Here is a 24,485-nt window from a genome sequence, read left to right as displayed (position 1 = left end):
CTTAGTTTTCTACGAGTACATCGTATTTTTTCATTTTTTCGCGGATCTTCCCGACGGTTCCCATTTCAAGAATGTCGTTGAAGTCAAACTTGACACGGTAGAACTGCTCCAACGCTTCTACAATAAGCAGATGCGACATGGAATCCCATTCAGGAATTTCCTGATAGGTAAGGTTTTCGTCTACCAATTCTTTTTTCACAGCGATTGCTGATGCGATAATTTCATAAAATTCGTCTGTTGTGTGCATTTTAAATTTTTATAGTTTTCCATTTACCATTTTTGAAGATCATGAGGAACAGTACAGCCAGTACGATTTCCGAGGAAACAATAGCCGTAAATATTCCTTTCAGTTCCCATTGAAGCCTTACCCCAAGCAGGTAAGCCAAAGGAAGCTGAATCACATAGAACATGATCATGTACAGCAGGGTTACCTGCATAATATTACCAGCCGCATTAAGCGCACGGCTGATCACCATTGTAAAACCGAGTAAGAGATAAGCCATAGACACCACATGGATGTACTGTACGGCGTATCTGGCTACCACAGCTTCTTTGGTGAAGAACGTCACCACATATTCCGCAGCGAACTGCCAGAATATAGCGACGGCTATCAGATAGGTCATATTGATTCCTCCGGCTCTCCATACCGTTTTCTCAGCGCGGTCCGGGTTTCCGGCTCCTAAATTCTGTCCTGTAAGAACACCCGCAGCATTTCCTATTCCCCAGGCAGGCATCGTCGCCACAGAAGCAATTCTCTGCGCAATAATGTATCCTGCAAGAGCGGTAGTCCCGAAGGTGGCGATGATTTTAACCATGATCAGCCAGCTTGAAGCAGGAATAATATACTGTACCAGCCCGCCAAAAGTAATTTTCAGGATTTTCTTAATTAAAGGCAGATCGAGATGAAATTTCACTAGGAGATTCACACTGGTTTTGCATGTAAGAAGAATAAAGAACTGATATAAAACCGCCAGTAACCGGGATAATATGGTAGCATAAGCCAGTCCCATTAATCCGTAAGCGGGAATAAAACCAAGTCCGAACACAAGAATCACGGCAAAAACCATACTGGAGATGTGACAAAGCCAAAGCGACTTCATCGCCAGATCCGCATCACCGGCTCCCCTGAAAAGACCATTGATAGACAGACGCAAAATCACCAGACCAATACTCAGAAAGACCAGTTTGGAAAAAGGGAGTCCGTTATCTACAATCCCCGTATTGAATCCAAGGAAACTGATAATCTCACCCGCAAAAAGGAATGACAGACCGCCAATCAGTAATGCAAAAGCAGAGGCCAGCAATATGATATAATGTGCAGTCCGGCTCATACCTTCCTGATCTTTTTCTCCGGCTCTCCTGGCCGTAAGTGTTGCAGCAGCGATACCCAAACCAATAGCAATCGCATTGGCAAAATTGATATAGTTATCTGCAATTCCCACCAAGCCCAAGACTTTATCTCCTAATCTTGCAATGATTAAAAGATTGATACTGACAAAAACAGATTCCATCACGAGCTCCATCACCATAGGAATGGCAAGGCTGAAGATAGAACGGTTGATGCTCCCTGAGGTAAGTTCTACTTTTTTTCCCGCTAAAGCTCCGTACGCAAATACAGAGCCTTCTTTTACAAGATGCAGAAACTTTCTCATACCGTCGCTACAGAGTTTTTATTCGCAATCTGATACAAAGGATTCGGCAGTGCACCGTCTTTCTTTGGAATAGCAAATGCTTTATTTTCACTGTAGCCATTGTTTTTCAAACGAAGACTGTTGATGTAGAACCTTTTGAATGTAGGAACATACAGGTCATATTTTTCATACCGCTCATTCAGATGAGGATTATGGTTTTTGTAGTTCTCTATACAGTCGTGAACAAGCGTCCAGAAGGTTTCTTCCTGAAAATTGGAATGGGTATGCAGAATATTGGATAAATATCTGAAGAACGCATCAAAAACACCCAAGAGAATAGACAACGGAACGTTTTCCTTGTTGGAAGACTGGATCAGTCCGTCTGCCAGATGATCAGGAAGTTTCTCCCTTGCTTCTGTCGTCAGGACAATATCATCCACAAAATCTTTGATGACAATTCTCTGTGGCACTCCGTTTTTTAATACCACCATGATGTTTTCTCCGTGAGGTGTTACACAAAGAGAATGGGTGTAATAAATGTGAAGTAACGGCGTAAGATAAGCATCCAGATAATCTGTAATCCACTGCTGAATACTGATTCCTGCCTGCTCTGCAAAAGCCTGTACCAATGGAATTCCATTCTGATCTACAAAAAGCAGGGAAGCCATAGTAAACATTTCTTCGTCTTCCTGTAAATAATTGGAAGCACTTTCGCGCCATAAAGCTCCAAGAAATTCGTTATACTGATAAGGAACACCGGCAATTGCACTGTATTGAGGATGCAGATAAGCAATAGAAGCTTCTTCTCCTAAAAATATGGTTCCTTTTGTTTCAAGATAAGTATCGCCTTTGATCAATCCTTTCACCCAATCTGTAATGGAAGGGGCAATTTTCATCTGCTTAGGCGACAGTCCCCTGATATTTCCTGTACTTAAAATAGAAACAGCAGTTTTCAAGTATCTTTTTTCAGGATGATCTGTATTGAATAAAGTTCTGATGCTCTGCTGCGGGCTGTAGATATCATTTCCTTCTCCTAAGAGTATCAGAATATCAGATGCGATATCACCTGCAAAGTGAATTTTCAGCTTATATTCCCACTGCCATGGATGCACGGGAATTAAATTATAATCCTCGGGAGATTTTCCGGAATCAATCAACCTTTGTTGAAATACCTGATACAATTCGTCTCCAATTTCAGAACGGTAAAATCCTTCCTGATCTATGTGTTCCAGCGACTGGAACGCTGATCTGTCCTTATGAGCAGCCAGCCACAACACTTTTAAATTCTCTCCCGCTTCCGGAGCAAACGTTTCAAGATCGGTAGGAGAAAATCCTAACCTGCTTTTGTTAACGATCACCCAAGGATGGCCTGTCATCTGATGCTCTACGGTCTGGTAATTACTGGAAGCGAGCTCTTTTGAAGACATAATGCCTCTCGATAAAATTAATGCGTCACAGTATAACGTATGCAGCAATTCTTCGGTATATCTCGCCAGCGTATTGGCATCCAGATCGAATACGGTCTGCATTTCAAGGAAGAACTGGGGAATATTCAGCGCTGAGGTGGGTACGCCATTCTCTATTTTCACGATACTTTGCGTATCAATGTGCCAGTAATCCATCATTCTTTCCTGCCCGCGGAAAATGTATTCTATAGTTTCAATCCCGGTTTCCAGTTTGAAGACTGTAAATCCAGCTTCGTCCTGTGAAAGGGCAACAGGTTTTAACCGTTCTTCATGCATTAATTCTGCAATCGTCTTGGCCATAAGGCCTCTGTTGGCCTGGAGCCAGATTTCCTGGCTGATTGTATTATTTTTCAAGTTGGTGTTCATTGTTCTGTTATATTTTGACAGTTGATACAGCAGCGTGTTTCTCTACATCAAAATCCTGGAAAGCAATTTTCTTTTCGATTTTATAATGTTCTCTTCCCAAAATGTCATTGATGATATAGGAATTACGGTAGGCCGCCATTCCAAGATCGGTAGAAATGTAGCTGTGGGTGTGTACTTCTGCGTGAAGCACATAAATTTCACCTCCGTTATGGTCTATAGAATAATTCCTGTTTACGGCAAACAATCCGCCTGAATCTCTTTTAATTCTGTCCTGGATATTCTTCAGGAAGGCAGGCTCATGGTAACGGTACCCTGTTCCTACCACCAGATAATCAGCTTCCTGTTCGTAAGGAACTTCCTGCTCCAGTTGGGTGAATTCAAGGGTTAAATGATCCGGATTGCTGTTATCTACTCTATCCAACTGGCTATTTGGAATGATGGTCAGCTTTGGATCAGCATTATCAATATTCAGGTCGTAGATGAAATCATAGATCTGGTTGATGAGGTCGTAATTGATTCCTTTGAACTGGGCCTGCTGCTTGCTTAATATTGATTTTCTTGCCGCTTCGTCCCTGCTGTAGAAATAATCCACATAATCAGGAGAAGTCAACTCCAGCGTCAGCTTTGAATACTCCATCGGAAAGAAACGATCCGGTCGTGAATACCAGCCCAATTGGGTATTTTCATTACGGCTTTGTAACAAATCATAGAAAACCTCTGCAGCACTCTGTCCTGAACCGATCACGGCAATTTTTTTACCCTGGGCTAAAAGTTCTTCCTTACGGTACAGATAAGAGCTTGTATGAAGAATACGGGAATCCTCTTTAGGAATAAACGAAGGAATGTGAGGCTGTGTGCCTGTTCCCAGGATCAGTCTTTCTGTTCTGAAAACCTCTGTTTCCTTAGTTTTGGTATGAATGGTTGTGATTAAATACATCCCGTCTTCATACACAATATCAACCACCTGTGTTGAAAAACGGCACTGTGGAAGCTGGCTCACTACCCATTGGCAGTAACGGTTATATTCTTTACGCGGAATGAAAAAATCTTCCCTGATAAAGAATTTGTACAGCCTGTTCGTTTCTTTCAGATAGTTCAGAAGGCTTAAAGGATTCGTAGGATCTGCCATGGATACACAGTCGCATAGAAAAGGCGTCTGTAGTGTTACGTGGTCGATCATCAATCCCGGATGCCAGTCGAAACCGTCTCTCTGGTCAAGGAAAAGTGTTTTTAATTCAGAAATCGAATTGGATAAAGCGGCAAGCCCTAAATTAAAAGGACCAATACCTATTCCGATCACGTTATATATCGTGTTGCTATTCATGTTCAGTGATTTTTACGGTGAATTCTACATCTTTGTTTTGCGGGAATTTTTCCCAGTACCATTCTCTGTAGCAGAAATTAAGGTTGGCTTTTTTATGAGGCATTTCAATGACTTTATCTACTTTGAACCCGACATGAGCCTTGTTCATCATAGACGCCAGAGAATCTACCGAGCCTTCTCCTACCATTTTTCCAACTTCAGGCTGGGCAAATACATAATCTACCATAGACTGTGTGGAAGGAGAAACGTATTTCTTCTTCGGATCTGTAGGTGCGATAAATTGATGGGTTCCGTAATCGGTAGGCAGTACATCATAGTAATCACCGACAATATCTCTGCACGGCCAGTAAACCTCAATATTGCATGTAGGTTCGCCGTTACTCATCACGATGTAGCTGTGCGCTTCATCACCCGGAAGCATCAGACGGTAATAGGTTTCCAGCTCGTTAATCGGCCAGTTCATCTGCCAGATTTTGATCGCATGTTCACGGTTAAACCACTCATGAAGCATTTCAAGGTCAATATCAAGGTCAACAGGTCTCATCGTAACCGTGACATCATCTTTCTGGAAATAACGCTTGAAAAAAGCTTCTTTTCCTTTCGGATGGATCAGCTGATCTGAGAAATAATGATAATGAAGAAGATTCGGAACTTTGGCGTAAGAAATGGCTGCTGCACTGGTGATTCCATCGATTTCATTGGCAACCGCCTTAAAATTGGTTTTTGTTCCCCAATGACGGTTTTCAAGTGCATAGCGGGTAAAGTCTGAAGGTATTTCCTGATGAACCTGTTCAAATTCGCTATGCAGGATATTGATCAGAGTTCTCTCTTTCACCCATCCTGTCTTTCCTAATGAAGCGATAAGTGCTGAAAGATTACTCACTAAAACATGGTAAGAGATAATATCTAAAAGACGCTCATTCCTGATGAAAAGGTCTTCAATTTCAGGATATTGTTTTGAAAGTTCAGTGTACTGATCTCTTGCACTTTCTCTTAATAAATAGCCCTGTGCATCTCTTACAAAAAGAGTCGTCGGAAGCAACTGATCATCCAGTTGGATTAAAAGATTCTGTTGATGTGCTTCAGGAGCCATGCCGTATTGGCCGTATAAATGGTTTAAAGGAGCAATCAGTAAGTGAATATATTTTGCAAACCAAATGGTCACCGATTCTTCCGGACTGGTTCCCAGTTTCTCAGAAACATCTGTAAAGAACTTTTGAATAAAATTCTGTCCGTCTGCAGGTTCGTCCTGACATAATCTTGCTAAAAGAAGGATTTTATCTTCAGGCTGGAACGGATTTTCGCGGATCAGAAGATTTAGGCTTTCAATATTTTTATCCTGATGATAAACCCCTAATGTTACAGGTTCCAAAAGCAGTTTGAACTGATTAAAATTCTTTTCAAATGCTGCTCCTGCATGTTTTCTCCATAAAGCCGATGCATAGCCTCTTTTCAGATCTTTCTCCGTATTGATCCTTATCGATCCTGTTAGAAGAACCTGTAAAGAAAACTTAGGCATCCACGGAATATGAGGACTGTACATACTTCTGATGGAAGAGGTTGAATAAAATTCTTCCCCAAAAGCTCCGATATGGATCAGAGTACGGTCTTTGATCATTTTCGCTCCTTCTTCGATAGACAAAAGGTAAGTAGCTTCCCAAGGATGACACGGAACCGTATAAAAATCAGAAAGTTTTTCACCCTCGTTAAGGTATTTCGCTTCAAGATCTTCCGGTAATGAAACGATGCTTTTCAGAAATTCGTTGTAAGGCTGCTCCAAAACCGACTGCTCCTGAACACAGCTTTTGTGCACCAGGAAATACTCCAGCTGAATGCCTTTATTGAATTCCGGACCATACAGAAGCTGCTCTTCTCTGGAGAATCCCATTCTCGCTTTTGTGAAAGGGTGAAGATTATGTCCTACAGGAAGCTGCTGTTCAGATTCCAGGAAAGAATACGTTAGAGCATCTTGATCCTGTAAACCTTCCTCCATGATCATTTCCAGATTTCTTAAGCTGCTGTGAATTCTTTTCGTAAATAATTCAAGACCTTTTTCACTGAATTGCTCAGAAAGTTCGCGGTATACCAGTTCGGTAAGCTGATCAACATCCGGTTCAAAAACCTTCTGATTTTTATGATCAACCACCCATAAAGGCAATCCATAGTTGTGGAAAGTGCTTTCAGAACGGTAAGAAACCGGAGCAAATAAAAAGATGTCGCTTTTCTTTAATTCAAATCTTATATGAAGCGGATAGGTACTGTTTTCCAGTGCCTGAGCCGTAAGGATATCGTATTTCGGAACTCCCTGATAGAACTTTCCGTTTCCAAGCTCACGAAGCATTCCGTTTAGCAGGATTCTGATCGTGATTTCCTGTGCTTTTTCCGTAAGCTTAGTTTGCTGTATCAAAGTCTTCTCCATGCGATTTGATTGTATTTAAAATTTGGTGAACATCTTCTGTCGTAGTGATCGGGTTCAGGAACGTAAACTTCAGGTAGAAATTCCCATCTACTTTGGTACTTGCCACCAGAATTTCCCCGCTGTAGAAAAGCTTCATTTTGATATGCTGGTTCAAAGCATTCAGGTCTTCAATATCAGGTCTGATATAACGGAAAACCAAAACGCTTAAATCCGTATCGGAAAGCAGTTCGAAATGAGGATTTTCAGTGATCATTGATGCTACATCTTTGGTAAGATCTATCACCGTGTCTGTATATTCTGCGAGCTGTTCTTTGCCCATCATTCTTAAAGTAAACCACAGTTTCAGCGCATCGAATCTACGGGTACTCTGGATAATGGATTTGTTGATCTGTGCAGGAATTTCCTCTTCATCCATTTCCACAGGATTCAGATAGTCTGCATGGTGTTTCAGGATTCTTAATTCCCTTTTGTTTTTAACGATGAAAGCGCTGCTGCTGATCGGCTGGAAGAAAGATTTATGGTAATCTATCGTCACAGAATCTGCTCTTTCGATGCCGTTCAGAAGATGACGGTACTTTTCGCTTAATAATAAAGCACATCCGTAAGCCGCGTCTACGTGCATCCAGATATTGTACTGTTCAGCAATATTGGCGATATCATCCAGAGGATCTACGTTTCCGAAGTCTGTGGTTCCGGCCGTTGCTACAATTCCGATAGGAATATTTCCCATCTGCTCTTCTCTCTTAATGTATTTCTTCAGTAAACCGATGTCCATACAGAATCTTTCATCTGTAGGCACTTTAACGATACATTTTTCGCCTAATCCCATGATAGAGGCGTTCTTTAAGTTGCTGAAATGAGATTTGTCGGACACAAAGATTCTGAAATGTCCGGCCTCCTGTGGAAGACCATCCAGCTTAATATTATGGTTGTATCTCTTCTGGGAAAAGCAGTCACGCATCATCACAAGTCCCATCAGGTTGCTCTGTGATCCGCCTGCTGTGAAAACGCCGTCGCTGGTTTCTGCATTGTATCCTAACTGCTCTGCGGTCCAGTCGATCAGCTTTCTTTCCATGAAGGTTCCTCCGGCACTCTGGTCGTAAGTATCCTGTGAAGAATTGATGGCACTGACAAGGATTTCTCCTGCCAAAGCGGGAATTACGACGGGACAATTAAGGTGTGCCACATATTGTGGGAGATGAAAAGCAGTCGCGTGCTTTACATATATAGTATCTACTTCTTCAAGTAGCTCCTGATACGAAGACAGTTTTTGATTAAGGTCTATCTGCTGTACCATGCCTTTCATTTCTTTGGCTTCTATTCCGCTGAAGGGTTTGTCGGTTCTGTGAAGAAAAGTTCCTACAAGGTCTAAAGTTTCTTCGACAGCGGAACGATAATGATCGTAATTGTTAGAATGAAAAATATTTCCAAAATTCCCCGAAATGTGAGGTAAGTAGGCGCCCAGGATCTCTCCGACGGGCATTTGATTGTTATTCATATACGTATTTGTAAGGTGATTTTTAAAATCAATAAGTTGTGTAAAAGTGTATAGTATATAGATGTATATACCTGATAGTCAAGTTTTTATTTTTTACATTTTTTTTACTTTTTATTTGGTGGTTGATAAATTATTCATAAATTTGAACCGGTTATTGTTATTTAGAATAATTAAAAACAAATATAGAAATTATATTCACACACCAAATATTTTTTTAATGAATTCGCTAGAAATTTTAGATAACGACAGTATTACTGCGGTAAAACTGCTTCCGAGAGTCATTGAGATCACCTCTCAGGAAAGAAGAATGATACAAGATACAGCGGTGCATCTTCAGAGAAAATATGACAGCTATGAAAACAGAGATTTCATTACCCATGTTCATCAGCTGGCCTCTTATTTTTTACCGGAAAGAATTCTGCATATAGCGGCTGATTTCGCCAGCGACTTTTCAAAAGATCAGTACGGAGCGCTTGTGTTTAGAGGATTAATGGATATTGATCAGGAAAGTATAGGAAATACTCCCCCGAACTGGCAGTCTGCGGATTATTCTAAATTTAATATCTATGGTTTTGCCTGTGCTTTGATCCACGGAGCACTTCCGTCGAAGCCCGTACAATATTATTCGCAGCGTAAAGGTGGCGGATTAATGCATGCGATCATTCCGGATGAAAAAATGAGAGAAACACAGACCGGATCGGGATCTGCAACAGATCTTTATGTACATACCGAAGATGCTTTCCTGAAACATCAGGCAGACTTTTTAAGCTTTATGTATATCCGTAATGAAGAGCAGGTGCCTTCTACCCTATATTCTATCCGTTCGCATGAATCTATGGGAGAAAAATTCAGGCCTCTTTTTGAACGGATGTATAAAATTCCAAAAGATGCCAATCTGGAAACAGCTGCAGAGGAAGAAGAAGCATTAGAAGCTGTTCTGTATGGTAATCACGAGCTACCTTTCATGCGGTTCGATGCAGCAGAACAGCTGTTTAATCCAAGCATTAAACAAAGTGATGAGGCCCATCATCATCTGACAGAATTCTGGGAAGAGGCAAGAGATCTGATCTATTCAGGGTTTACGCCACAGGCCGGAGATGTGATATTGGTGAATAACCATTTATGTGCCCACGGGAGATCTGCCTTCAGAGCCGGGGTAAGAAATGTTGATGGTGTAGAGCACGAATGTCAGAGAAGAATTATGCTTCGGATGATGAGTAAAGTGAGTCTTATGGAAATGAGAGCGCATACGCTTACAGAAGATCCGTTCTTTGTAATTGAAGAACATTTGGGTAAAAACTTTGAAAAAATTTAAAGTATTTCATTATTAATTGATTATCATTATGATGAATCCTTTTAAGCACAAGGCTTAAAAGGATTTTTTATTTTTAAAGCAAAATGTTTTTTTACCATTAATGAAGTGATTAAGATTATTAAGGCGGACTCTGTTTTAAGTAAATATTCTGCTTAACTAAAATCATCTGATTTTAAGCTTAATTTTCCTTAACTACTTCAATGCTTTTAATGGTTTTAACTTTACGTATTTAAATGTAAATCATTGTTTTAAAGCATTATATGTAATTTATATAAAGCGGTTTAATGATTGAAGAATTGATTGAATAAAGTCAATTGTTCAGATAAGGATTTGCTCCAGTACTGCGGATCATGAGCACCCAGGGATTCTATATAAAGATGCGGAATTTTAAGGTCTGTGAGTTTTTTATGAAATTTTCTGTTGATTTCAATCATTTGTGTGTCTTCCGTACCACAATCGAAAATGTACTGCTGTTCTGCTGTAGCCATAGTCTTCACTTTATTGTCTGTAAGAAATTTAGGATTTAATGATATTGCAGATCCTAATACTTTATCTACCTGATAATGAGTATACCCTTCCCCGAATGAATTGAAGTCCAAAGCACCACAAGAACTTCCCACAATGCCAAATGTATGATTGTATGCAGTCCCAATATTCACAGCACCATAACCTCCCATGCTCCAACCCAGGATACCACGGGATTTTTTATCATTTTTCACCGGATAGTTTTTATTAATATAGTCTACAAGCTCCTGACCAATAAAAGTCTGGTACTGGGAATCTTTAACCAACGGACTGTCTACATACCACGAATTATAATTTCCATCCGGCAGTACATAAATCATTTTATACTCTTGTGCTTTCTGAACCAGATCCGGAATGTCTTGTTTGATTGTCCGTTCAGGATTTCCACTGTAACCGTGAAGAATATAAACCGATGGATAGGTTGCTCCCTGCTGCACATCCGGTGTGATGATAATCGTTTTAACGTTCTTATTCATTTTGGCACTGAAAACCTCTTGATGAGTGACTTTCTGTGCAGAAAGCTGTGCAGATACCGTCAATACACAGACGATGCTTACTAAATTTTTCATAGGATAGAATTTAATTGATGAACTGGTACGTCTGAAATCAATTGAAGGGTCTTATTTTAAAATGAAATTTTATTGCTTTGACTTTTTTTGACGCAAAGATTTACTACTATGATGATTATTTAAGTGAGCTAAGAGAGAATCAATTAGCATTGATTCTATGAAGCGGACTTATCATCTTTTCTCTTTCCCTTTCTTTTGTTCTTATTTAGACGTACAATTGTTCTTATTTATAGGACAAAGATGGGGCTCAGAAAATAAAAAAGCCTCAACATATGTTGAAGCTTTTGTCAGTTTATTTCTTTTTTTATGCGACTCAGCTGAGTGGGTGTAATCCCCAGATAAGAAGCAATATGATGCTGTTTCAGTCTATCATGAAGCGATTTGTTCTCCAGAAGCTGTAAATAACGCTGTTTGGCTGTTTCATGCTTTAAAGAGATCTCCAGCGATTCTTTTTTTACTACCCAGTTTTTTTCCAGATAATGGATGTGAAATAATGCCAGGTCGTGGTATTGATTGATGAGTTCTCTGAAAGCTTTTGCCGGATATTTTATCACTGAACAATCTTCTAAAGCAATGATATTAAAGTCGCTGGGCTTATCTTTGATAATAGCTGCCGTAGAAGCTACAAAACTTTTTTCTTCAAAGAAAATCTTATACACAGAATCTCCCTGCTCGTCTACAGTATAATATCCTACCAATCCTGATTTTATAAAATAATAGTATCTGGCGGCAGAGCCAGCTTCCTGGAGAAGGTCATTTTTGTGATATGTTTCCTCCTTACAGATATTCATCAGGGCTTTCACCGTTTCTTCTGACAGCGGATAATAACTATTAATCTGTTCTAAAAGGTCTTTCAAAGCTGATAATAATTTAATCTAAAATTTTCTTCATCATTAAATCAGTCTGGTCTTCATCACCCAGTCTGAATGTGTGGCTTCCGAATTCCTCAAAACCATTTTTCCTGTAAAATTGAAGGGCTCTCAGGTTTTTCTCCCAAACTCCTAACCATAGATAACTTTTGTTCAGGTTTTGAGCAGTTTCCAGAGCCTGGTCATAAAGCAATTGGCCTACTTTCTGTCCATGATGGCTTTTTTTGACATAAATACGCTCTATTTCCAAAGAAGTATCGTCTTGTAGCTCAGTTTGCGCAGCACCAGAGTTTAATTTAAGGTACCCAACAGGATTATCCTCTTCCCAGGCTATAAAGAAATAGGAATCAGGATTATTTAATTCCGACTTTACTTTTTCCGTACTGAAACTTTCTTCGAGATATGTTTTCATTGCTTCCTCAGTATTACTTTCTGCAAAGGTTTCTGAAAAAGTCTGTCTGCCTATATTTTGAATGGTTTCAAGGTCTTGTATTCCTGCTTTATGAATGATTATTGATGGCATATTATACATTTATTGCTCTAATTTATTAATAAGATTTTTTATTTCAGGTATGCTTAATTCTGTTTTTGTTTCTGTATTTAAAATATTTTTTAAAATTTTAAGATGAGCAGCCTTTAAAGCGTCTTCAGCTTTTACTTCCTGATCAGGAATCACGCCGACAGGTTCCCAGTTTTTATGGCTTATGACTGATTTTATTTGCCCAGCCGGGACCAATAGTAAATATTGATTTTGGATGATGAAATGATCTACCGGATTGGCAGCACCCCCTGTTTTTTCCCCGATTACTTCGGCCAGCTTATGTTCCTGTAAAAAGTAGGCAAGGCCTTCTGCTGCTGAAAAACTTTTTTTACTGGTTAGAATGTAGACTTTTTTATGAAGATATTTCTGTCCGGAAACTTTAGATTGGGTACTGTTTATCACTGTTTCCTCTTTATTTCTGAAGTATGTAGTATAAAGATCCGTTTTTTTATCAAAAAAATAACTGCAGAATAACAGAAGCATGTCATTGTCTCCGCCGCCATTCTCTCGCAGGTCAATGATCAGGGAATTGGTATTGGCAATAAAATTCATGGCCGCAGCCAATGTTTTTTCACTGGATTCCCGCGATGCAAAGCCTTTGAAGTTGATATAACCGATATTACCTTCCAGGCGTTGAACGTTTTCAAATCCAAAATTTTCAAGGCTGTTATGAAAATTGTTTTCTTTTTCTCTTTCTTTCTCATCAACAGCTTTTTGTGGACTGTAGTTTTCGAGGTATTTAACAAAAAAATGTTTGTCTTTTATAGTTGTTCTCAACTTTTGAGTCAGAAAGGCAGCAAAGTCTTTTTTACTCAAATTCTTAAAAGTTCCTTTTTCAGATTCATTTTGAAATAAAGAATCTACTTTTTGGTAGGCTTTCTTATCAATATAGTGACTCTTCACTTTTTCTGTAATATCAGAGAGCACTACACTGGTGTCATCTTTCTGTGCATAAGAAACCAGAGAAAGGGAAAGGAAAATTCCGGACAGTATTTTTTTCATTGAAATATGATTTAATATTTCAGTAAAAGTATTTCAATGATCATACTTTAAATTGTAAAAATGGAAACTTAGATAAACAGCCAGATATTATTTTGTTCAATATCTACATTTTCAAAGAACTTTTTGGGACTAATTTTAGTAAATTCTTTAAAATCTTTAATAAGATGGGACTGGTCGTAAAAAAGATTTTCATAGGAAAGCTCTGTGAGGTTCCTTACTTTTTTATTGGATATCAGAACTTTACGAAATCTTTGTATTTTTCTGAATTCAGTCGCCGGCTTACCCAGATACCGCTTAGAAATTTTATTCAGATATTGTCTGGTTATACCATTTTTTACTGCAATCTCCTCAATGCTGAGTTCAGTTTCAAAATCAGTCAATATGGAGTAAGCTAACGTTAAATCTTTATATTGAAATTTTGAAAGCCAATATTTTTCCAGCATTTCAATTTGTTTTTTTCTGTGGGGCTCATTAAAAACTGTATTCGAGATTTCTTTAAAATCTGAAAAATGAATATGTTCCTGCATAATATCACTGTTATCTGCCTCAAAAAAATGATACATTCCCAACGGCTTAAAATAAACCGTAATTTCATTAATAGACTGCTGATAAAAAATTTCAGTAGGAACAGAACATCTGGCAACAAAGTCAATCACTAAATTTTCGGATAAAGACCTTCGGATTTCCACCCATCCTTTATCCTGGGCAATAGTCACATTCTGACAGGCTGATACAATGAAATAGTTGTCCGGAAAAGTAAGATACCTGACCGGTTTATCGCTCTCATCTTTTTCTACAAAATAATATCCTTCAATATATTTTTTAAGTATAGGATTTACCGGTTGATAAAAAGTAACTTTCATATAATCGCAGACTGGATTTTAATAACAGACACAAAATAATGTTCGAAAGTTTCCTCAGGACTTATGCTATGAAAATAATATTTTTTTAAACGCTTCAGAAGCCATGTGTACCTGAACTGCCCAGTCGTCTGCGGCATCACTTCCTGCATCATCAGAAATATATTTCAGACACAGAAAAGGAATATTTTCTTTTTTTGCGATCAGGGCAAGCGGATACGCTTCCATATCTACAATATTATAGTCTGTTTCGGAATGATTCATCTCAAAACTGTCGCCGCTGCCGCAAATTCCTTCTTCCAGGCCGTTCATTTGAAGACCATATTCCAAAACTGGAGGAATTCCGGATAAAGGCGTTTCATAAAGACTGAAACCGAGACCTCTTACATCCATATCTCTTTGAATAAATTTGGTACAGCATACTACTTCACCCTTTCCAAAACTTTTACTTCCTGCGGAACCCAAATTAATGATCAGTTTAGGTTTTCGGAAATGAATTTCCCGGGTAAGCTCAATAGCAGCGTTTACTTTTCCTATTCCTGTTACCAGTTTATTTTTTCCTTCAAAAGCCTGTCCGGCCTCCGAATCCAAAGCAAAGACAAACAGGGTCTCTGAAACAGGATAATGAGCTTCGGTATTGATTTTTATCATTGAACATAAATATTTAAACAAAAATAAGGATTGAACACCTAAAACAGGAATTCTTTCTTCTTTTTTTATTAATCTGTATGGAATAAAAAAACACCCCGGTTTGAGGTGTTTTATATTGAATATGCTAAATTATTATTCATTATAATCTTTTCACAAATTCCACGAATGTTGCTGACATTCAATAGTAACATTCGTGAATCTATTAGTGTTATTTGTGGTTAGGAAATTAACATAGTCATGAAGCTGAAAGAGGGAGGTTGAAAAAGTAACTTTAGCCAATAAAAATTAAGAAATTAATCTTAAAAATTTAATAAAGTACATTGTCATTCTGTAGTTGGAACTCAATAACTTCTCTCTTCCAGCTTCAGGCTTCCTTACAGTATTACACACTGCATCCATCAGCATCACACGATGCACCTCCTTCTTTGGAAAGGTCTTTAAACGGACTTACTGTTTCTTTGTACGTCTGCTGAAGGGCATCAGCAAAAACTTCTGCAGGCTGTGCCCCGGATACGGCATACTTTCCATTCAGAACAAAGAAAGGAACACTGGAAATACCATTGTTTTTGGCCTCCTGGATATCCTGACTGATTTCATAATCAAACTGATCTGATGTTAAAGCCTGTCTTGCCTCACCTTCATCAATATTTAAATTCTTAGCAAGAAAAATAAGTTCTTCAATATCTCCTACATTTTTTCCGTCAATAAAGTGAGCTTTAAAAAGAGCTTCTTCCATCTCATTTGATTTACCATACTTTTTGGCAAGATGAAGTAATTTATGAGCAGTAAAAGTATTGATGATCAGTGCTTTTTCAAAATTAAAATCGATTCCTGATCCCTTTCCCATCTGGGCGACCTGACCAATCATTTGAGATGCCTGGTCTGCCGGAAAACCTTTTTTCTCTTTAAAATATTCAATTGTATTCTGAGGATGAGCAGTATCTAGGGTTGGATCTAGCTGAAAGCTCTTCCACTCTACTTCTACTTCGTCTTTGAATGGCAGCTTTTCAAGAGCCTGTTCAAAATTATGTTTTCCGATATAGCAGAACGGACACATAATATCTGACCATATTTCTATTTTCATTCTTTATTTATTTTAATTCTGATAGAATTATCAGACTACAAAATTAATATATTTCTTAATTGTAACAAAATTTATTACAGTATATTGTGCTCTTCTGTTTTTCTATTTTTTTCTCAATAATGCTTCTGAGAAATGGTAGTCCCAGAATACCGAAAATACAATTTTATAGAATATATTAACTTTATTTGACTCCTCGCTGTATCAAGTATGACTCTCCCAAAAGTCTTTTTGCTTATAACATAATCTATTGCATACAATATGTTATTCTTTTAAATTATTCAAAAATTTATATTTATTAAGAAAAAATATATTATATTTACTTTATTAAATTAAATTTTTGACAATACAAAATTAATCGTATTGAAATTTATATAATATTAACTTTAACCAGACAAAACATGAAAAAACATTTACAAACATTATTTTTTGTTTTTACCTGTTTGACAGTAAGTGCTCAAGTAGGTATTAATACGACGGTGCCAGATCCTTCTTCGGTGTTGGATGTTATATCCACTACCAAAGGAATACTTGTTCCTAGAGTAAATTTAACAACAACAACGGTTCAGCTAGGCACTGCTGCCAATGCAGTTAGCTTATTTGTCTATAATACCGGAACGGCCCTACCTAAGGGCTTTTATTTTTGGAATGGTACAGAATGGCGAGCTGTGGACAATTCTTCTGCAGTTAATGCCATAGCCACATTAAATTGTAATGGAGCCATATTAGACCCTCAGCAGATTATAACAGGTGGTACGCCTCTCATTGCAGGAACAATTATTAAGATTCCATATACTATTGCTAATGGCGGTAAATTTGTCGGGACAACACTTACATCCGTAGGTAATGCTGCTGTAACTGCAACTATTTCAGATGGTAAAACTGAATCCGGTTCAGGTTCCTTATCATTTAGTGTTTCAGGGACCCCTATTGCATCTCAAAACTCTCCTACGGGGATTACATTTGATTTAACGCCATTTATCACGTTGAATCCGGGATTTACCGGTTGCAGCAGTATAAATGTTGGCAAACAAGTAACTGCCGATATTAAAAGCCTTGCAGTAATGGATTATCTGAAATTTGTGACCGATTCAAATGGAACTAAAGGCTTTTCTGTTGAAGCGACAACGCCTGATGGCTTATATACTTTTAGGGTATTTTTATGGCATTCTAATCAAACGGCATCAGCTACTGCTACCAATAACACAACACAGGTACAATTGTCAGATGTGCAGATAAGGAATAATTCTGGTGCCAATAAAGTTTTGATGTGGAACAACTCAACTGAATACGGAGGATACATCGGCCAGGCGGGGAATACTTTAACAGCTGTTCCCAATTTATTTGGAGGGGATCTTAATACAGGAAATACTTGGAGCACCAGCACAACCGCTTCAAGAGTATATTGGGGGGACCCAGGTATTTATCAAGGGTCTAATAATGGACCTGAATATAGATATTATACCTGGATAGATACATCTACTACAACAAAAGTAGCCTATACAGCAACTATGATGGCAGGAGCAATTGGAGGACAGACGAGCACTAACCCGTTAACAATGAAAGTATTTATAAAAATAGATCAGATTACAGCTCCATAAGATGCGATTCTAAAAACAATTAAAGATGTAAGAAGAGACTGTCTCAAAAGTAACTCTCTCAGCCCTCCCTATGACAACTTTGCCATTTAGGAGATTCTCAGAGCATTATTACCTTTTGAAACAGCCTCTTTCTTTATATGGTATAACTTTAACTTAGTGCCAAATCCTATTTGGTACTAAGTTTTACTACTTTCCTTTTGAATATACTCGCTTGGAGTCATTCCTACAAATTGTTTGAACGTTTTATTAAAGGTAGATTGGTTAATAAATCCTGCTTCGGTATAGATATACATCAGGGTTACTTTTTCCAGGTCGCTTTTTGCAATTAATTCTTTTACATAACCAATCCTGTGAGAGTTGACATAGGTATTAAAATTAGAATATCCCTGTATCCTTATTGATTTTGAAATATAGTTATTGCTGATTTTCAGAATGGTAGATAACATCGAAATATTAAACTCCGGATTGGTGAAATGCTTGTTTGTGATGATTTCATTTTCTATTTTTTCAAATAATGACTTTGCACCGGATATTTCTTTTTCATCCAGTGTAATAGGAAGCGTAATTCGTTTCTTTTTTTCTATAATGGAAAGAAGTTCCTGCTCCCTTATTTTATCCTTATAATAAATGAGCAAATAAACAATTACAATATTAAACCCGAATGAAAGTAGGTCATTATACCGAAAAACATTTTCATAAGAATTTATTCTAGTGTGAAGCGGAGCAATATCACCAGTAAAGATAGCTACAACTGCAATAAACAAGGTATAAACTGAAAAAGATGAACCTTCTTTTTTACCAAGGAAAACATAGGCCCCAAGTGGCACAGGAACCAGCCAGCAAAATTGAAAAATGGAACATTTCCAGAAATAAAGTATGATAAAGTAAGTATAAATGGGCGCAATAATAAGATAGCCCCGCACTCTTTTTTCTAAAGAAAGTGTTGGAAAAAAAGTATTTAATAAATATACATGGCTTAGCAAAGCAATAGCCCCAACCAAACAATAATATCCGAACAACTTTTCTTTTACGATGAAAAGATATATTAATGTAAATAATAATAAAATAGCTCCCATCAGATAATTATATCTTATTGAAAGTTCTTCTTTTAGTCTTAAGATCTCCTGTTCTCTTAGTCTTGTATTATCCATTTTTTTTGTATTATTTACTGAAATAACCAATGAAAAGTGATCTTTACTTTATGCAACATGTTGTTTATCAATATTTTAATTTGTTTACTATTACTGATAACGAAACTTATTCATCTTTAATTAAAAAGTGATTTTTCATTGATGCTTTGACCTCTTTTGTTTTTCAATCTCCACTTATGCATATAATTTTGCTGCGAAATACAAATGATGAAAAATATTGTGACCATAGCAAAAAGCTTTTTATTAATATATGTTCTCACATTGGGAACTTTGTATGCTTATGCTATGCGTCCTTTATTTGATCAAAAAAAAATCGAATCTGGCAAAAGTAATAAAAAAAATAAATCCACTGTAATTTTTGTATCTGAAGGAGCTTATGTCTTCAATGAAGATCAAATGCATAGCATTACAAAGGCTCCATCCTCTTTTCCCAATAAAGCCAAAGAAATAAAAACAGACAAGATTCTTTTTATTTCAGAAGGAACCATACTATATAATGGACACAATATTTTTATTGACGGGGAAAAGAAAAGGAATATTCCATCTGCAAAATCCCTAGCTAAAAAAACATATAAGGAACCAACTGAAGTAAAGAAAAGCAAGGTTGCTAAACCTATAAACATTTATTTTACAACAGATAGCAAAAGAAAATATTTCATTTTAGCTACGGATAGCAGATGTTTTATCCCTTCCACATACAACGATTATCATAAACAGCTGATTAACGAGAACTGTTTCAGCCTTACCTCTTTTGTTTTCCCAAAAGATGTATCATGGGAGCGTAATAATAATACGGTATCCCATTCCCATATAAAAGTCTTCAGTATCCGGCCTCCCCCTTTTTAAAGCTATAAGCAAACAAGTAAGAATATCCCTCAACTGTAACCAGATGTCATTAACCATCGAAATCTGTTACAAAAACATAAAATAAATAATAACAGAATATAGACCCTGTTATTCAACCGATTCTAAATTAAACAACAATGAAAAAAAATATATACTTAGCAATAGCCTTGACAACATCTTCCTTAGCCTGGTCTCAGGTCGGGATCAACACACAAAACCCACAAGGTATTTTCAATATAGATGGTGCCAAAAATAATGCGGCCACAGGAACTCCAACTGCGGCACAATTAAAAGATGACTTTATTGTAACTGCATCAGGATCTACAGGTATTGGAGCAGCTCCCGACGCATCTGCTATTCTGGAGCTTAATGTAAGCCAGCTTGCATCGGGAAGTCAAAAAGGATTTTTAGGTCCGAGAGTAGCTTTAACAGCCCATAACGACGCGGCTACAATTCCCAGTCCTGCAGTTGGCTTATTGGTGTACAACTTAGGAACAGCTGCCCTTGCCTTTCAAGGATATGTATATTGGGACGGAACCCAATGGAGACCTTTGGACGGACGCTCATTACAACCGGGTACAATAGGTGGTCTGAACTGTGCAAGTGCTTCTCTGTTTCCGATCTCCTATACTGCAGGTATCCCTTATAGTGGTACAATGTCGGTTCCCTATACAGGAGGAAATGCAGGAATATATGCTGCACAAACTATAGGACCTGTAAACGGGCTTACAGCAACACTTCCGCAGGGTAATTTTGCACAGGGATCCGGTACTTTAAACTATACTATTTCCGGGACACCAACGGTATCCAGCCCGAATACAACAACATTTCCACTTTCAATCGGAGGACAGAGCTGTAGTGCAACAGTTGGCCTTGGAAAAGTACTTGCTCCTGGCGAATATCAGTTCTTCACCTTTACATTACCAGCGACATATATTGGACTATTGAGTACATATATTGGGGGTACTTATGATGCTATTCTGGGACAAAAGGTAAGATTGGATATTAATTTTAATGCAAGTTCTAATCAAGGTTCCGGGGCAGTTACCTACAATCCCCGTTTGGTAAATATCTCTACTTCTAACGTTAAAATGTGGTATGCAGCATTATCAAATGAAACTAATTATCGTCGTGCTAATGTCCTAGTCGCTCCGGGAGGTTATCTGGAAACCGATAACGGAATTTATCTTAACTGGGGAGACAATATGAACAGCAGCTCAATTCCTGTAATAGCTACCAACTCTAGTGATAATTCTCAGGAGATAGAAACAGTGGATTTACTTGTAGATGGAATTTGGTACAGAATAACAGTTTATGTTTCTGTAGATAACCTGAATGATACCGATCCTAACAATAACATCCGACGTGTCTTTATGACAGCACAAAGAATGTCGGCTTAAATGATTAATTAAACTGAAGCTCCCGTTTTTCTGAACATAAAGACACAAATGATGGGAAGAATTAATGGGAGCTTCTTTTTATCATAGGAAAAAACCAAAAATAAAATCAAACTTAGCCGGCCAGCTTTTTAATATAAGTTTTTATGTAGTAATCTTTTGCAGTATTTCTTTTGCTGCCGGCTTTATTATGAGAAAGGATAGTCAAATCTATCAGTTAAAAAAAACATAAAAATGAATTTCAAAAGTATTCATATCGGACAAATCATTGAACAAGGCGTTGCAGAAAGCAAGATAGAATTGCAGCGAATATGTAATTTTTTTAAATGTACCGAAAAAGAGATTAAACAAATGTATCAGCAGGAAAGCCTTGATACGGAGACTTTACTGAAGTGGAGCAAACTGTTAGAGTATGATTTTTTTCGTATTTATTCACAACACCTTATTATTTATGCTCCGCCAAGTGCCAAACAGAAAACCGGAAAAACAACGCTTCCTCAGTTCCGTAAAAGCATCTACACCAGAGAAATCATTGATTTTATACTGGAACAGATCAGCACAGGAGAAATGACCAGGATGGGGGTAATAAAAGAATACGGGATTCCCAAAACAACACTTTACAAATGGTTAATAAAACACAAAGAAAAGGTAGAATAAGCTATTCCTCTCTTTATCAAATCTATACATATGAAAAATAATCAGCCTAATTATAAAAACATTTATTCCGATATACTGACCAAGAAATTTCCTCACAAGCGAAAAGAATGTGAAGTATTGCTTAGTATGGAAAGTCTGTCGTTTTTGCATATTATTCAATTGAATACGATCATCTTTGGGACATCAGATAATCAAACTGAAAATTTCAATCAAAAACACCGTTCTTACCGCAAGTCTGATATTCTGAAAATATTGGAGTACCAGAAGAAGTACAACCTTAATAATATCCAACTGGCAAACCATTTCAAGTTAAGCCGTAATTCTGTTACCAAATGGAAGAAAATGTTTTTAGTATAGCAAATAGGCTTTTAACAGTTATCAATATTATATAGTGTGGAGGCAGCATCTAAGGTTAGATCTAGCTGAAAGCTCTTCCACTCTACTTCTATTTCGTTTTTAAACGGCAGCTTTTCAAGAACCTGTTCAAAATTATGTTTTCCGATATAGCAGAACGGACACATACATCTGACCATACTTCTATTTTCATTTTTCCTTTTTTAATTATTGCCCCATCAAAATTTGTTACATTATTGACAGGGAATAATTGTTTTTTTCTTTTCAGTTCTTTTTTCCAGAATACTTCTCCCTATAATCATTAAAAAAGCCAGCATACCAAATACAAAACCGATCCATGGATTGTAAGCGGCCCCTTTAGTCACGATCATCCAGCCTCCCAAGGTAGTTCCCAGTGTTACCCCCAGATTTCCAAAAGAAGTAGCTAAGCTGTTGGCAAATTCAAGAGAACCCGGTACAGAAGAAATCATATAGGTTGAAGCATTTTGAAAACTTGGAGAATACAGGAACCCCCAGATTGCTATACTGATAATATTGGCGAGCAGACTGTCTCCGGAAAAATACAGTAAAAATGGCATGATGACCGTACCGGAAAGAAACAGAGCTGTTGTTTTTGATACATTCCAGCTTAACATTTTCCCTGCTATCCAATTGGAAAAAACACCAATGATTCCAAACAGAAAAAGCATATAACTGATCATCGGTCCATCCATTCCTTTAACTTTATTCAGATAATCTGCAAAATAGCTGTAGGTAGAAAACCAGGCTGTTATCATGAAAAAATTCATAGCAGTACTGATGAGAAATGTTGGCTGTGTCAAAATTTTAAGCTGACTTTTGTAAGATTTTTTCTTTTTGACAGGCATTGGAGGAAGTAAAAAATAGATAACAGCCAAAGCTATCATACTGACCGCACTCTGGATAATGAAAGAAGATTCCCATATCCATACACTGGCCAGCCATGTTGCAAAAGGAACTGTTGTCACCATAGCCAGGGCAACCCCTATAAAAACAATCCCCATCAGTTTGTTAGCCTGCTTTTCATCAGCACCGGACACAGCGACAGACAATGCTGTGGCAATATAGACAGGTTGCAGAAAAGCCGGAAGCACTCTCACCAGCATCAGAAGCCAGAACGGTGGCGACAGTGAGGAAACTAAAGCAGTAAACAAAAAGATAGAAATTGCGGCAAGCATCACTTTGCTGCGATCAAACCCGGACATGAGTAAAGTCATGAAAGGCCCCGTTAAAGCAATGATCAAAGCAAAAGCACTGAGCAGCCAGCCTGCTTTATCTACACCTATTTGATAATGTTCCGCGATTTGCGGAAGAATTCCAATGACCCCAAATTCAGTGGTAATAACTGCAATGAATCCAAGGCAGCCGATATATGCATATTTTTTCATGCTTATTTTCCTGCAGTTTTAAGATGTTGATGCGCAAACTCTGCTATTTCATCAGTAGCCTTTTGGACCTCATTCAGGATCTCTCCCATATGCATGAAACCATGAACCATATCTTTATAAAAGCTGATACGAACAGGAATTCCTGCGTCTTTCATATGCTGTGACAACTCTTCTCCTTCATCTCTCAAAGCATCATGTTCTGCAATAAGAACTAATGTAGGTGGCGTATTTTTAAAATCTTTGATCAAAATTGGTATTGCCAAAGGATTTGGATGGTCTGCTCCTTCAGGATGGTACCATTTCCAGGCTTGGATACCTCCTTCTTTATTAAGAACAGGGCCTGTTTCATACGTCTCCCATGATTTTGTATTGAGCTGATGATCTGCAGCAGGATAAATCAGTACCTGAAATTTCAACAGCTCTCCTATCTGAGTAGAAACACCTGTTGCAAGTGCACCTCCGGCACTGTCCCCGATAATACCGATCTGGTTGGCATCAATTCCCAAAGATTCCGCATGGTCTGCGACCCATTTTACAGAATCGATGCAATCGTTTAAGCCTGCAGGAAAAGCATGTTCGGGAGCTAGGCGGTAATCCACAAAGATCACCACTGATCCGGTTTTATTGGCCAGTTTCCGAACTACAGCATCGTGGGTTTCAAAACTGCCGGCAATAAACCATCCTCCATGAATATAAATGATTGCTGATGAATTTTGGATATCTTTCCCTTTTGGACGGTAGATCCGGACCGGAATCTGATGGTTTGCCAGAGGAATATTCAGCTCTTCTATCATGGCAACAGGTTCTTTTTTTCTGCTAAGCTGAAGGGACATGGTTTCAAGGTATTTTCGGGTATCCTCTAATGGATTTTTGGCATTGAATGAATGTATTTTTTCTAAGTGATTTAAAATCTGATTGATAGGTTCTGTTAACTGCATTATTCTTATTTTTTTATG

22 protein-coding genes and 1 pseudogene are annotated in these 24,485 nt (G+C 37.9%); 6 read left to right on the top strand and 17 right to left on the bottom strand.

Annotated elements, in window-relative coordinates; all coding sequences use genetic code 11:
• Nucleotide 1: 1 nt before the first annotated feature.
• From DRF61_RS01870 to DRF61_RS01845, 6 genes are read right to left on the bottom strand one after another with little or no spacing between them, the layout of a single operon-like run.
• The gene (locus DRF61_RS01870) at nt 2-247 is read right to left on the bottom strand and encodes an acyl carrier protein (protein ID WP_062646915.1); all 246 of its coding nucleotides are present in this window, start codon (nt 245-247) and stop codon (nt 2-4) included.
• Between the two features lies 1 nt (nt 248).
• Nucleotides 249-1,652: an MATE family efflux transporter gene (locus DRF61_RS01865; RefSeq protein ID WP_111953460.1), complete on the bottom strand. Its 1,404-nt coding sequence runs from the start codon at nt 1,650-1,652 to the stop codon at nt 249-251.
• Complete coding sequence (locus tag DRF61_RS01860) at nt 1,649-3,463, bottom strand: IucA/IucC family protein (RefSeq protein ID WP_111953458.1); 1,815 nt, start codon at nt 3,461-3,463, stop codon at nt 1,649-1,651. The genes DRF61_RS01865 and DRF61_RS01860 overlap by 4 nt, the downstream gene beginning before the upstream one ends.
• Before the next feature lie 7 nt (nt 3,464-3,470).
• Nucleotides 3,471-4,787 carry a lysine N(6)-hydroxylase/L-ornithine N(5)-oxygenase family protein gene (locus DRF61_RS01855; protein WP_111953456.1) on the bottom strand — a complete coding sequence of 439 codons (1,317 nt, stop codon included), beginning with the start codon at nt 4,785-4,787 and terminating at the stop codon, nt 3,471-3,473.
• Nucleotides 4,780-7,206, bottom strand: a complete 2,427-nt coding sequence (locus DRF61_RS01850) for a GNAT family N-acetyltransferase (RefSeq protein WP_111953454.1) — start codon at nt 7,204-7,206, stop codon at nt 4,780-4,782. The genes DRF61_RS01855 and DRF61_RS01850 overlap by 8 nt, the downstream gene beginning before the upstream one ends.
• Nucleotides 7,178-8,704, bottom strand: a complete 1,527-nt coding sequence (locus DRF61_RS01845) for a pyridoxal phosphate-dependent decarboxylase family protein (RefSeq protein ID WP_111953452.1) — start codon at nt 8,702-8,704, stop codon at nt 7,178-7,180. The genes DRF61_RS01850 and DRF61_RS01845 overlap by 29 nt, the downstream gene beginning before the upstream one ends.
• 217 nt (nt 8,705-8,921) lie before the next feature.
• Between DRF61_RS01845 and DRF61_RS01840 the strand changes: the two genes are divergently transcribed.
• Complete coding sequence (locus DRF61_RS01840) at nt 8,922-10,019, top strand: TauD/TfdA family dioxygenase (protein ID WP_111953450.1); 1,098 nt, start codon at nt 8,922-8,924, stop codon at nt 10,017-10,019.
• Between the two features lie 281 nt (nt 10,020-10,300).
• Here DRF61_RS01840 and DRF61_RS01835 read toward each other — a convergent pair whose 3' ends face one another.
• The 7 genes from DRF61_RS01835 to DRF61_RS01805 all read right to left on the bottom strand — a co-directional run bounded on the left by DRF61_RS01835 (nt 10,301) and on the right by DRF61_RS01805 (nt 16,120).
• Nucleotides 10,301-11,113: an alpha/beta hydrolase gene (locus tag DRF61_RS01835; RefSeq protein WP_111953448.1), complete on the bottom strand. Its 813-nt coding sequence runs from the start codon at nt 11,111-11,113 to the stop codon at nt 10,301-10,303.
• Nucleotides 11,114-11,400: 287 nt separating this feature from the next.
• Complete coding sequence (locus tag DRF61_RS01830) at nt 11,401-11,970, bottom strand: Crp/Fnr family transcriptional regulator (RefSeq protein WP_111953446.1); 570 nt, start codon at nt 11,968-11,970, stop codon at nt 11,401-11,403.
• 13 nt (nt 11,971-11,983) lie between these two features.
• Entirely contained in the window at nt 11,984-12,505 is a 522-nt protein-coding gene (locus DRF61_RS01825; RefSeq protein ID WP_111953617.1) for a GNAT family N-acetyltransferase, read from the bottom strand.
• 9 nt (nt 12,506-12,514) lie between these two features.
• Entirely contained in the window at nt 12,515-13,525 is a 1,011-nt protein-coding gene (locus DRF61_RS01820) for a S41 family peptidase (RefSeq protein WP_111953444.1), read from the bottom strand.
• Nucleotides 13,526-13,593: 68 nt separating this feature from the next.
• Entirely contained in the window at nt 13,594-14,388 is a 795-nt protein-coding gene (locus DRF61_RS01815; RefSeq protein ID WP_111953442.1) for a helix-turn-helix domain-containing protein, read from the bottom strand.
• Nucleotides 14,389-14,454: 66 nt separating this feature from the next.
• A complete protein-coding gene (locus DRF61_RS01810; RefSeq protein WP_111953440.1) occupies nt 14,455-15,036 on the bottom strand; it encodes a 5'-methylthioadenosine/S-adenosylhomocysteine nucleosidase family protein in 582 nt (193 codons plus the stop codon).
• Between the two features lie 382 nt (nt 15,037-15,418).
• A complete protein-coding gene (locus DRF61_RS01805; protein WP_111953438.1) occupies nt 15,419-16,120 on the bottom strand; it encodes a DsbA family oxidoreductase in 702 nt (233 codons plus the stop codon).
• Between the two features lie 440 nt (nt 16,121-16,560).
• Between DRF61_RS01805 and DRF61_RS01800 the strand changes: the two genes are divergently transcribed.
• Nucleotides 16,561-17,718: a hypothetical protein gene (locus DRF61_RS01800; protein WP_146896899.1), complete on the top strand. Its 1,158-nt coding sequence runs from the start codon at nt 16,561-16,563 to the stop codon at nt 17,716-17,718.
• Between the two features lie 176 nt (nt 17,719-17,894).
• Here the strand turns inward: DRF61_RS01800 and DRF61_RS01795 are convergent, their stop codons facing one another.
• Nucleotides 17,895-18,869, bottom strand: a complete 975-nt coding sequence (locus tag DRF61_RS01795) for a helix-turn-helix domain-containing protein (RefSeq protein WP_111953434.1) — start codon at nt 18,867-18,869, stop codon at nt 17,895-17,897.
• A gap of 204 nt (nt 18,870-19,073) precedes the next feature.
• Between DRF61_RS01795 and DRF61_RS01790 the strand changes: the two genes are divergently transcribed.
• The 4 genes from DRF61_RS01790 (at nt 19,074) to DRF61_RS01775 (ending at nt 22,126) form a co-directional block, all read left to right on the top strand.
• On the top strand, nt 19,074-19,715 hold the full coding sequence (locus tag DRF61_RS01790; RefSeq protein ID WP_146896902.1) for a hypothetical protein: 642 nt from the start codon (nt 19,074-19,076) through the stop codon (nt 19,713-19,715).
• Between the two features lie 137 nt (nt 19,716-19,852).
• A complete protein-coding gene (locus DRF61_RS01785; protein WP_111953430.1) occupies nt 19,853-21,115 on the top strand; it encodes a hypothetical protein in 1,263 nt (420 codons plus the stop codon).
• 231 nt (nt 21,116-21,346) lie between these two features.
• On the top strand, nt 21,347-21,769 hold the full coding sequence (locus DRF61_RS01780; RefSeq protein ID WP_111953428.1) for a transposase: 423 nt from the start codon (nt 21,347-21,349) through the stop codon (nt 21,767-21,769).
• Nucleotides 21,770-21,799: 30 nt separating this feature from the next.
• A complete protein-coding gene (locus DRF61_RS01775; RefSeq protein WP_111953426.1) occupies nt 21,800-22,126 on the top strand; it encodes a helix-turn-helix domain-containing protein in 327 nt (108 codons plus the stop codon).
• Nucleotides 22,127-22,185: 59 nt separating this feature from the next.
• Here DRF61_RS01775 and DRF61_RS01770 read toward each other — a convergent pair.
• The 3 genes and pseudogenes from DRF61_RS01770 to DRF61_RS01760 form a co-directional block, all read right to left on the bottom strand.
• Nucleotides 22,186-22,316: pseudogene (locus tag DRF61_RS01770) on the bottom strand (DsbA family protein); the annotation flags it as partial.
• Nucleotides 22,317-22,356: 40 nt separating this feature from the next.
• A complete protein-coding gene (locus tag DRF61_RS01765; RefSeq protein ID WP_111953424.1) occupies nt 22,357-23,529 on the bottom strand; it encodes an MFS transporter in 1,173 nt (390 codons plus the stop codon).
• A 2-nt stretch (nt 23,530-23,531) separates the two neighbouring features.
• Nucleotides 23,532-24,467: an alpha/beta hydrolase gene (locus DRF61_RS01760; protein WP_111953422.1), complete on the bottom strand. Its 936-nt coding sequence runs from the start codon at nt 24,465-24,467 to the stop codon at nt 23,532-23,534.
• Nucleotides 24,468-24,485 lie beyond the last annotated feature (18 nt).

This window comes from Chryseobacterium lathyri (genome assembly GCF_003290185.1).
In the GTDB taxonomy this organism is placed as follows: Bacteria; Bacteroidota; Bacteroidia; order Flavobacteriales; family Weeksellaceae; genus Chryseobacterium; species Chryseobacterium lathyri.
The sequence above is the reverse complement of the archived record's forward strand: the minus strand, read 5'-3'. Positions and strand labels throughout refer to the sequence as shown.

Bases quoted from the DNA above. Each gene is read 5' to 3' on its own strand.
- DRF61_RS01870 (WP_062646915.1), bottom strand. From the start codon at position 247: ATGCACACAACAGACGAATTTTATGAAATTATCGCATCAGCAATCGCT.
- DRF61_RS01865 (WP_111953460.1), bottom strand. From the start codon at position 1,652: ATGAGAAAGTTTCTGCATCTTGTAAAAGAAGGCTCTGTATTTGCGTAC.
- DRF61_RS01860 (WP_111953458.1), bottom strand. From the start codon at position 3,463: ATGAACACCAACTTGAAAAATAATACAATCAGCCAGGAAATCTGGCTC.
- DRF61_RS01855 (WP_111953456.1), bottom strand. From the start codon at position 4,787: ATGAATAGCAACACGATATATAACGTGATCGGAATAGGTATTGGTCCT.
- DRF61_RS01850 (WP_111953454.1), bottom strand. From the start codon at position 7,206: ATGGAGAAGACTTTGATACAGCAAACTAAGCTTACGGAAAAAGCACAG.
- DRF61_RS01845 (WP_111953452.1), bottom strand. From the start codon at position 8,704: ATGAATAACAATCAAATGCCCGTCGGAGAGATCCTGGGCGCCTACTTA.
- DRF61_RS01840 (WP_111953450.1), top strand. From the start codon at position 8,922: ATGAATTCGCTAGAAATTTTAGATAACGACAGTATTACTGCGGTAAAA.
- DRF61_RS01835 (WP_111953448.1), bottom strand. From the start codon at position 11,113: ATGAAAAATTTAGTAAGCATCGTCTGTGTATTGACGGTATCTGCACAG.
- DRF61_RS01825 (WP_111953617.1), bottom strand. From the start codon at position 12,505: ATGCCATCAATAATCATTCATAAAGCAGGAATACAAGACCTTGAAACC.
- DRF61_RS01820 (WP_111953444.1), bottom strand. From the start codon at position 13,525: ATGAAAAAAATACTGTCCGGAATTTTCCTTTCCCTTTCTCTGGTTTCT.
- DRF61_RS01815 (WP_111953442.1), bottom strand. From the start codon at position 14,388: ATGAAAGTTACTTTTTATCAACCGGTAAATCCTATACTTAAAAAATAT.
- DRF61_RS01810 (WP_111953440.1), bottom strand. From the start codon at position 15,036: ATGATAAAAATCAATACCGAAGCTCATTATCCTGTTTCAGAGACCCTG.
- DRF61_RS01805 (WP_111953438.1), bottom strand. From the start codon at position 16,120: ATGAAAATAGAAATATGGTCAGATATTATGTGTCCGTTCTGCTATATC.
- DRF61_RS01795 (WP_111953434.1), bottom strand. From the start codon at position 18,869: ATGGATAATACAAGACTAAGAGAACAGGAGATCTTAAGACTAAAAGAA.
- DRF61_RS01790 (WP_146896902.1), top strand. From the start codon at position 19,074: ATGATGAAAAATATTGTGACCATAGCAAAAAGCTTTTTATTAATATAT.
- DRF61_RS01785 (WP_111953430.1), top strand. From the start codon at position 19,853: ATGAAAAAAAATATATACTTAGCAATAGCCTTGACAACATCTTCCTTA.
- DRF61_RS01780 (WP_111953428.1), top strand. From the start codon at position 21,347: ATGAATTTCAAAAGTATTCATATCGGACAAATCATTGAACAAGGCGTT.
- DRF61_RS01775 (WP_111953426.1), top strand. From the start codon at position 21,800: ATGAAAAATAATCAGCCTAATTATAAAAACATTTATTCCGATATACTG.
- DRF61_RS01765 (WP_111953424.1), bottom strand. From the start codon at position 23,529: ATGAAAAAATATGCATATATCGGCTGCCTTGGATTCATTGCAGTTATT.
- DRF61_RS01760 (WP_111953422.1), bottom strand. From the start codon at position 24,467: ATGCAGTTAACAGAACCTATCAATCAGATTTTAAATCACTTAGAAAAA.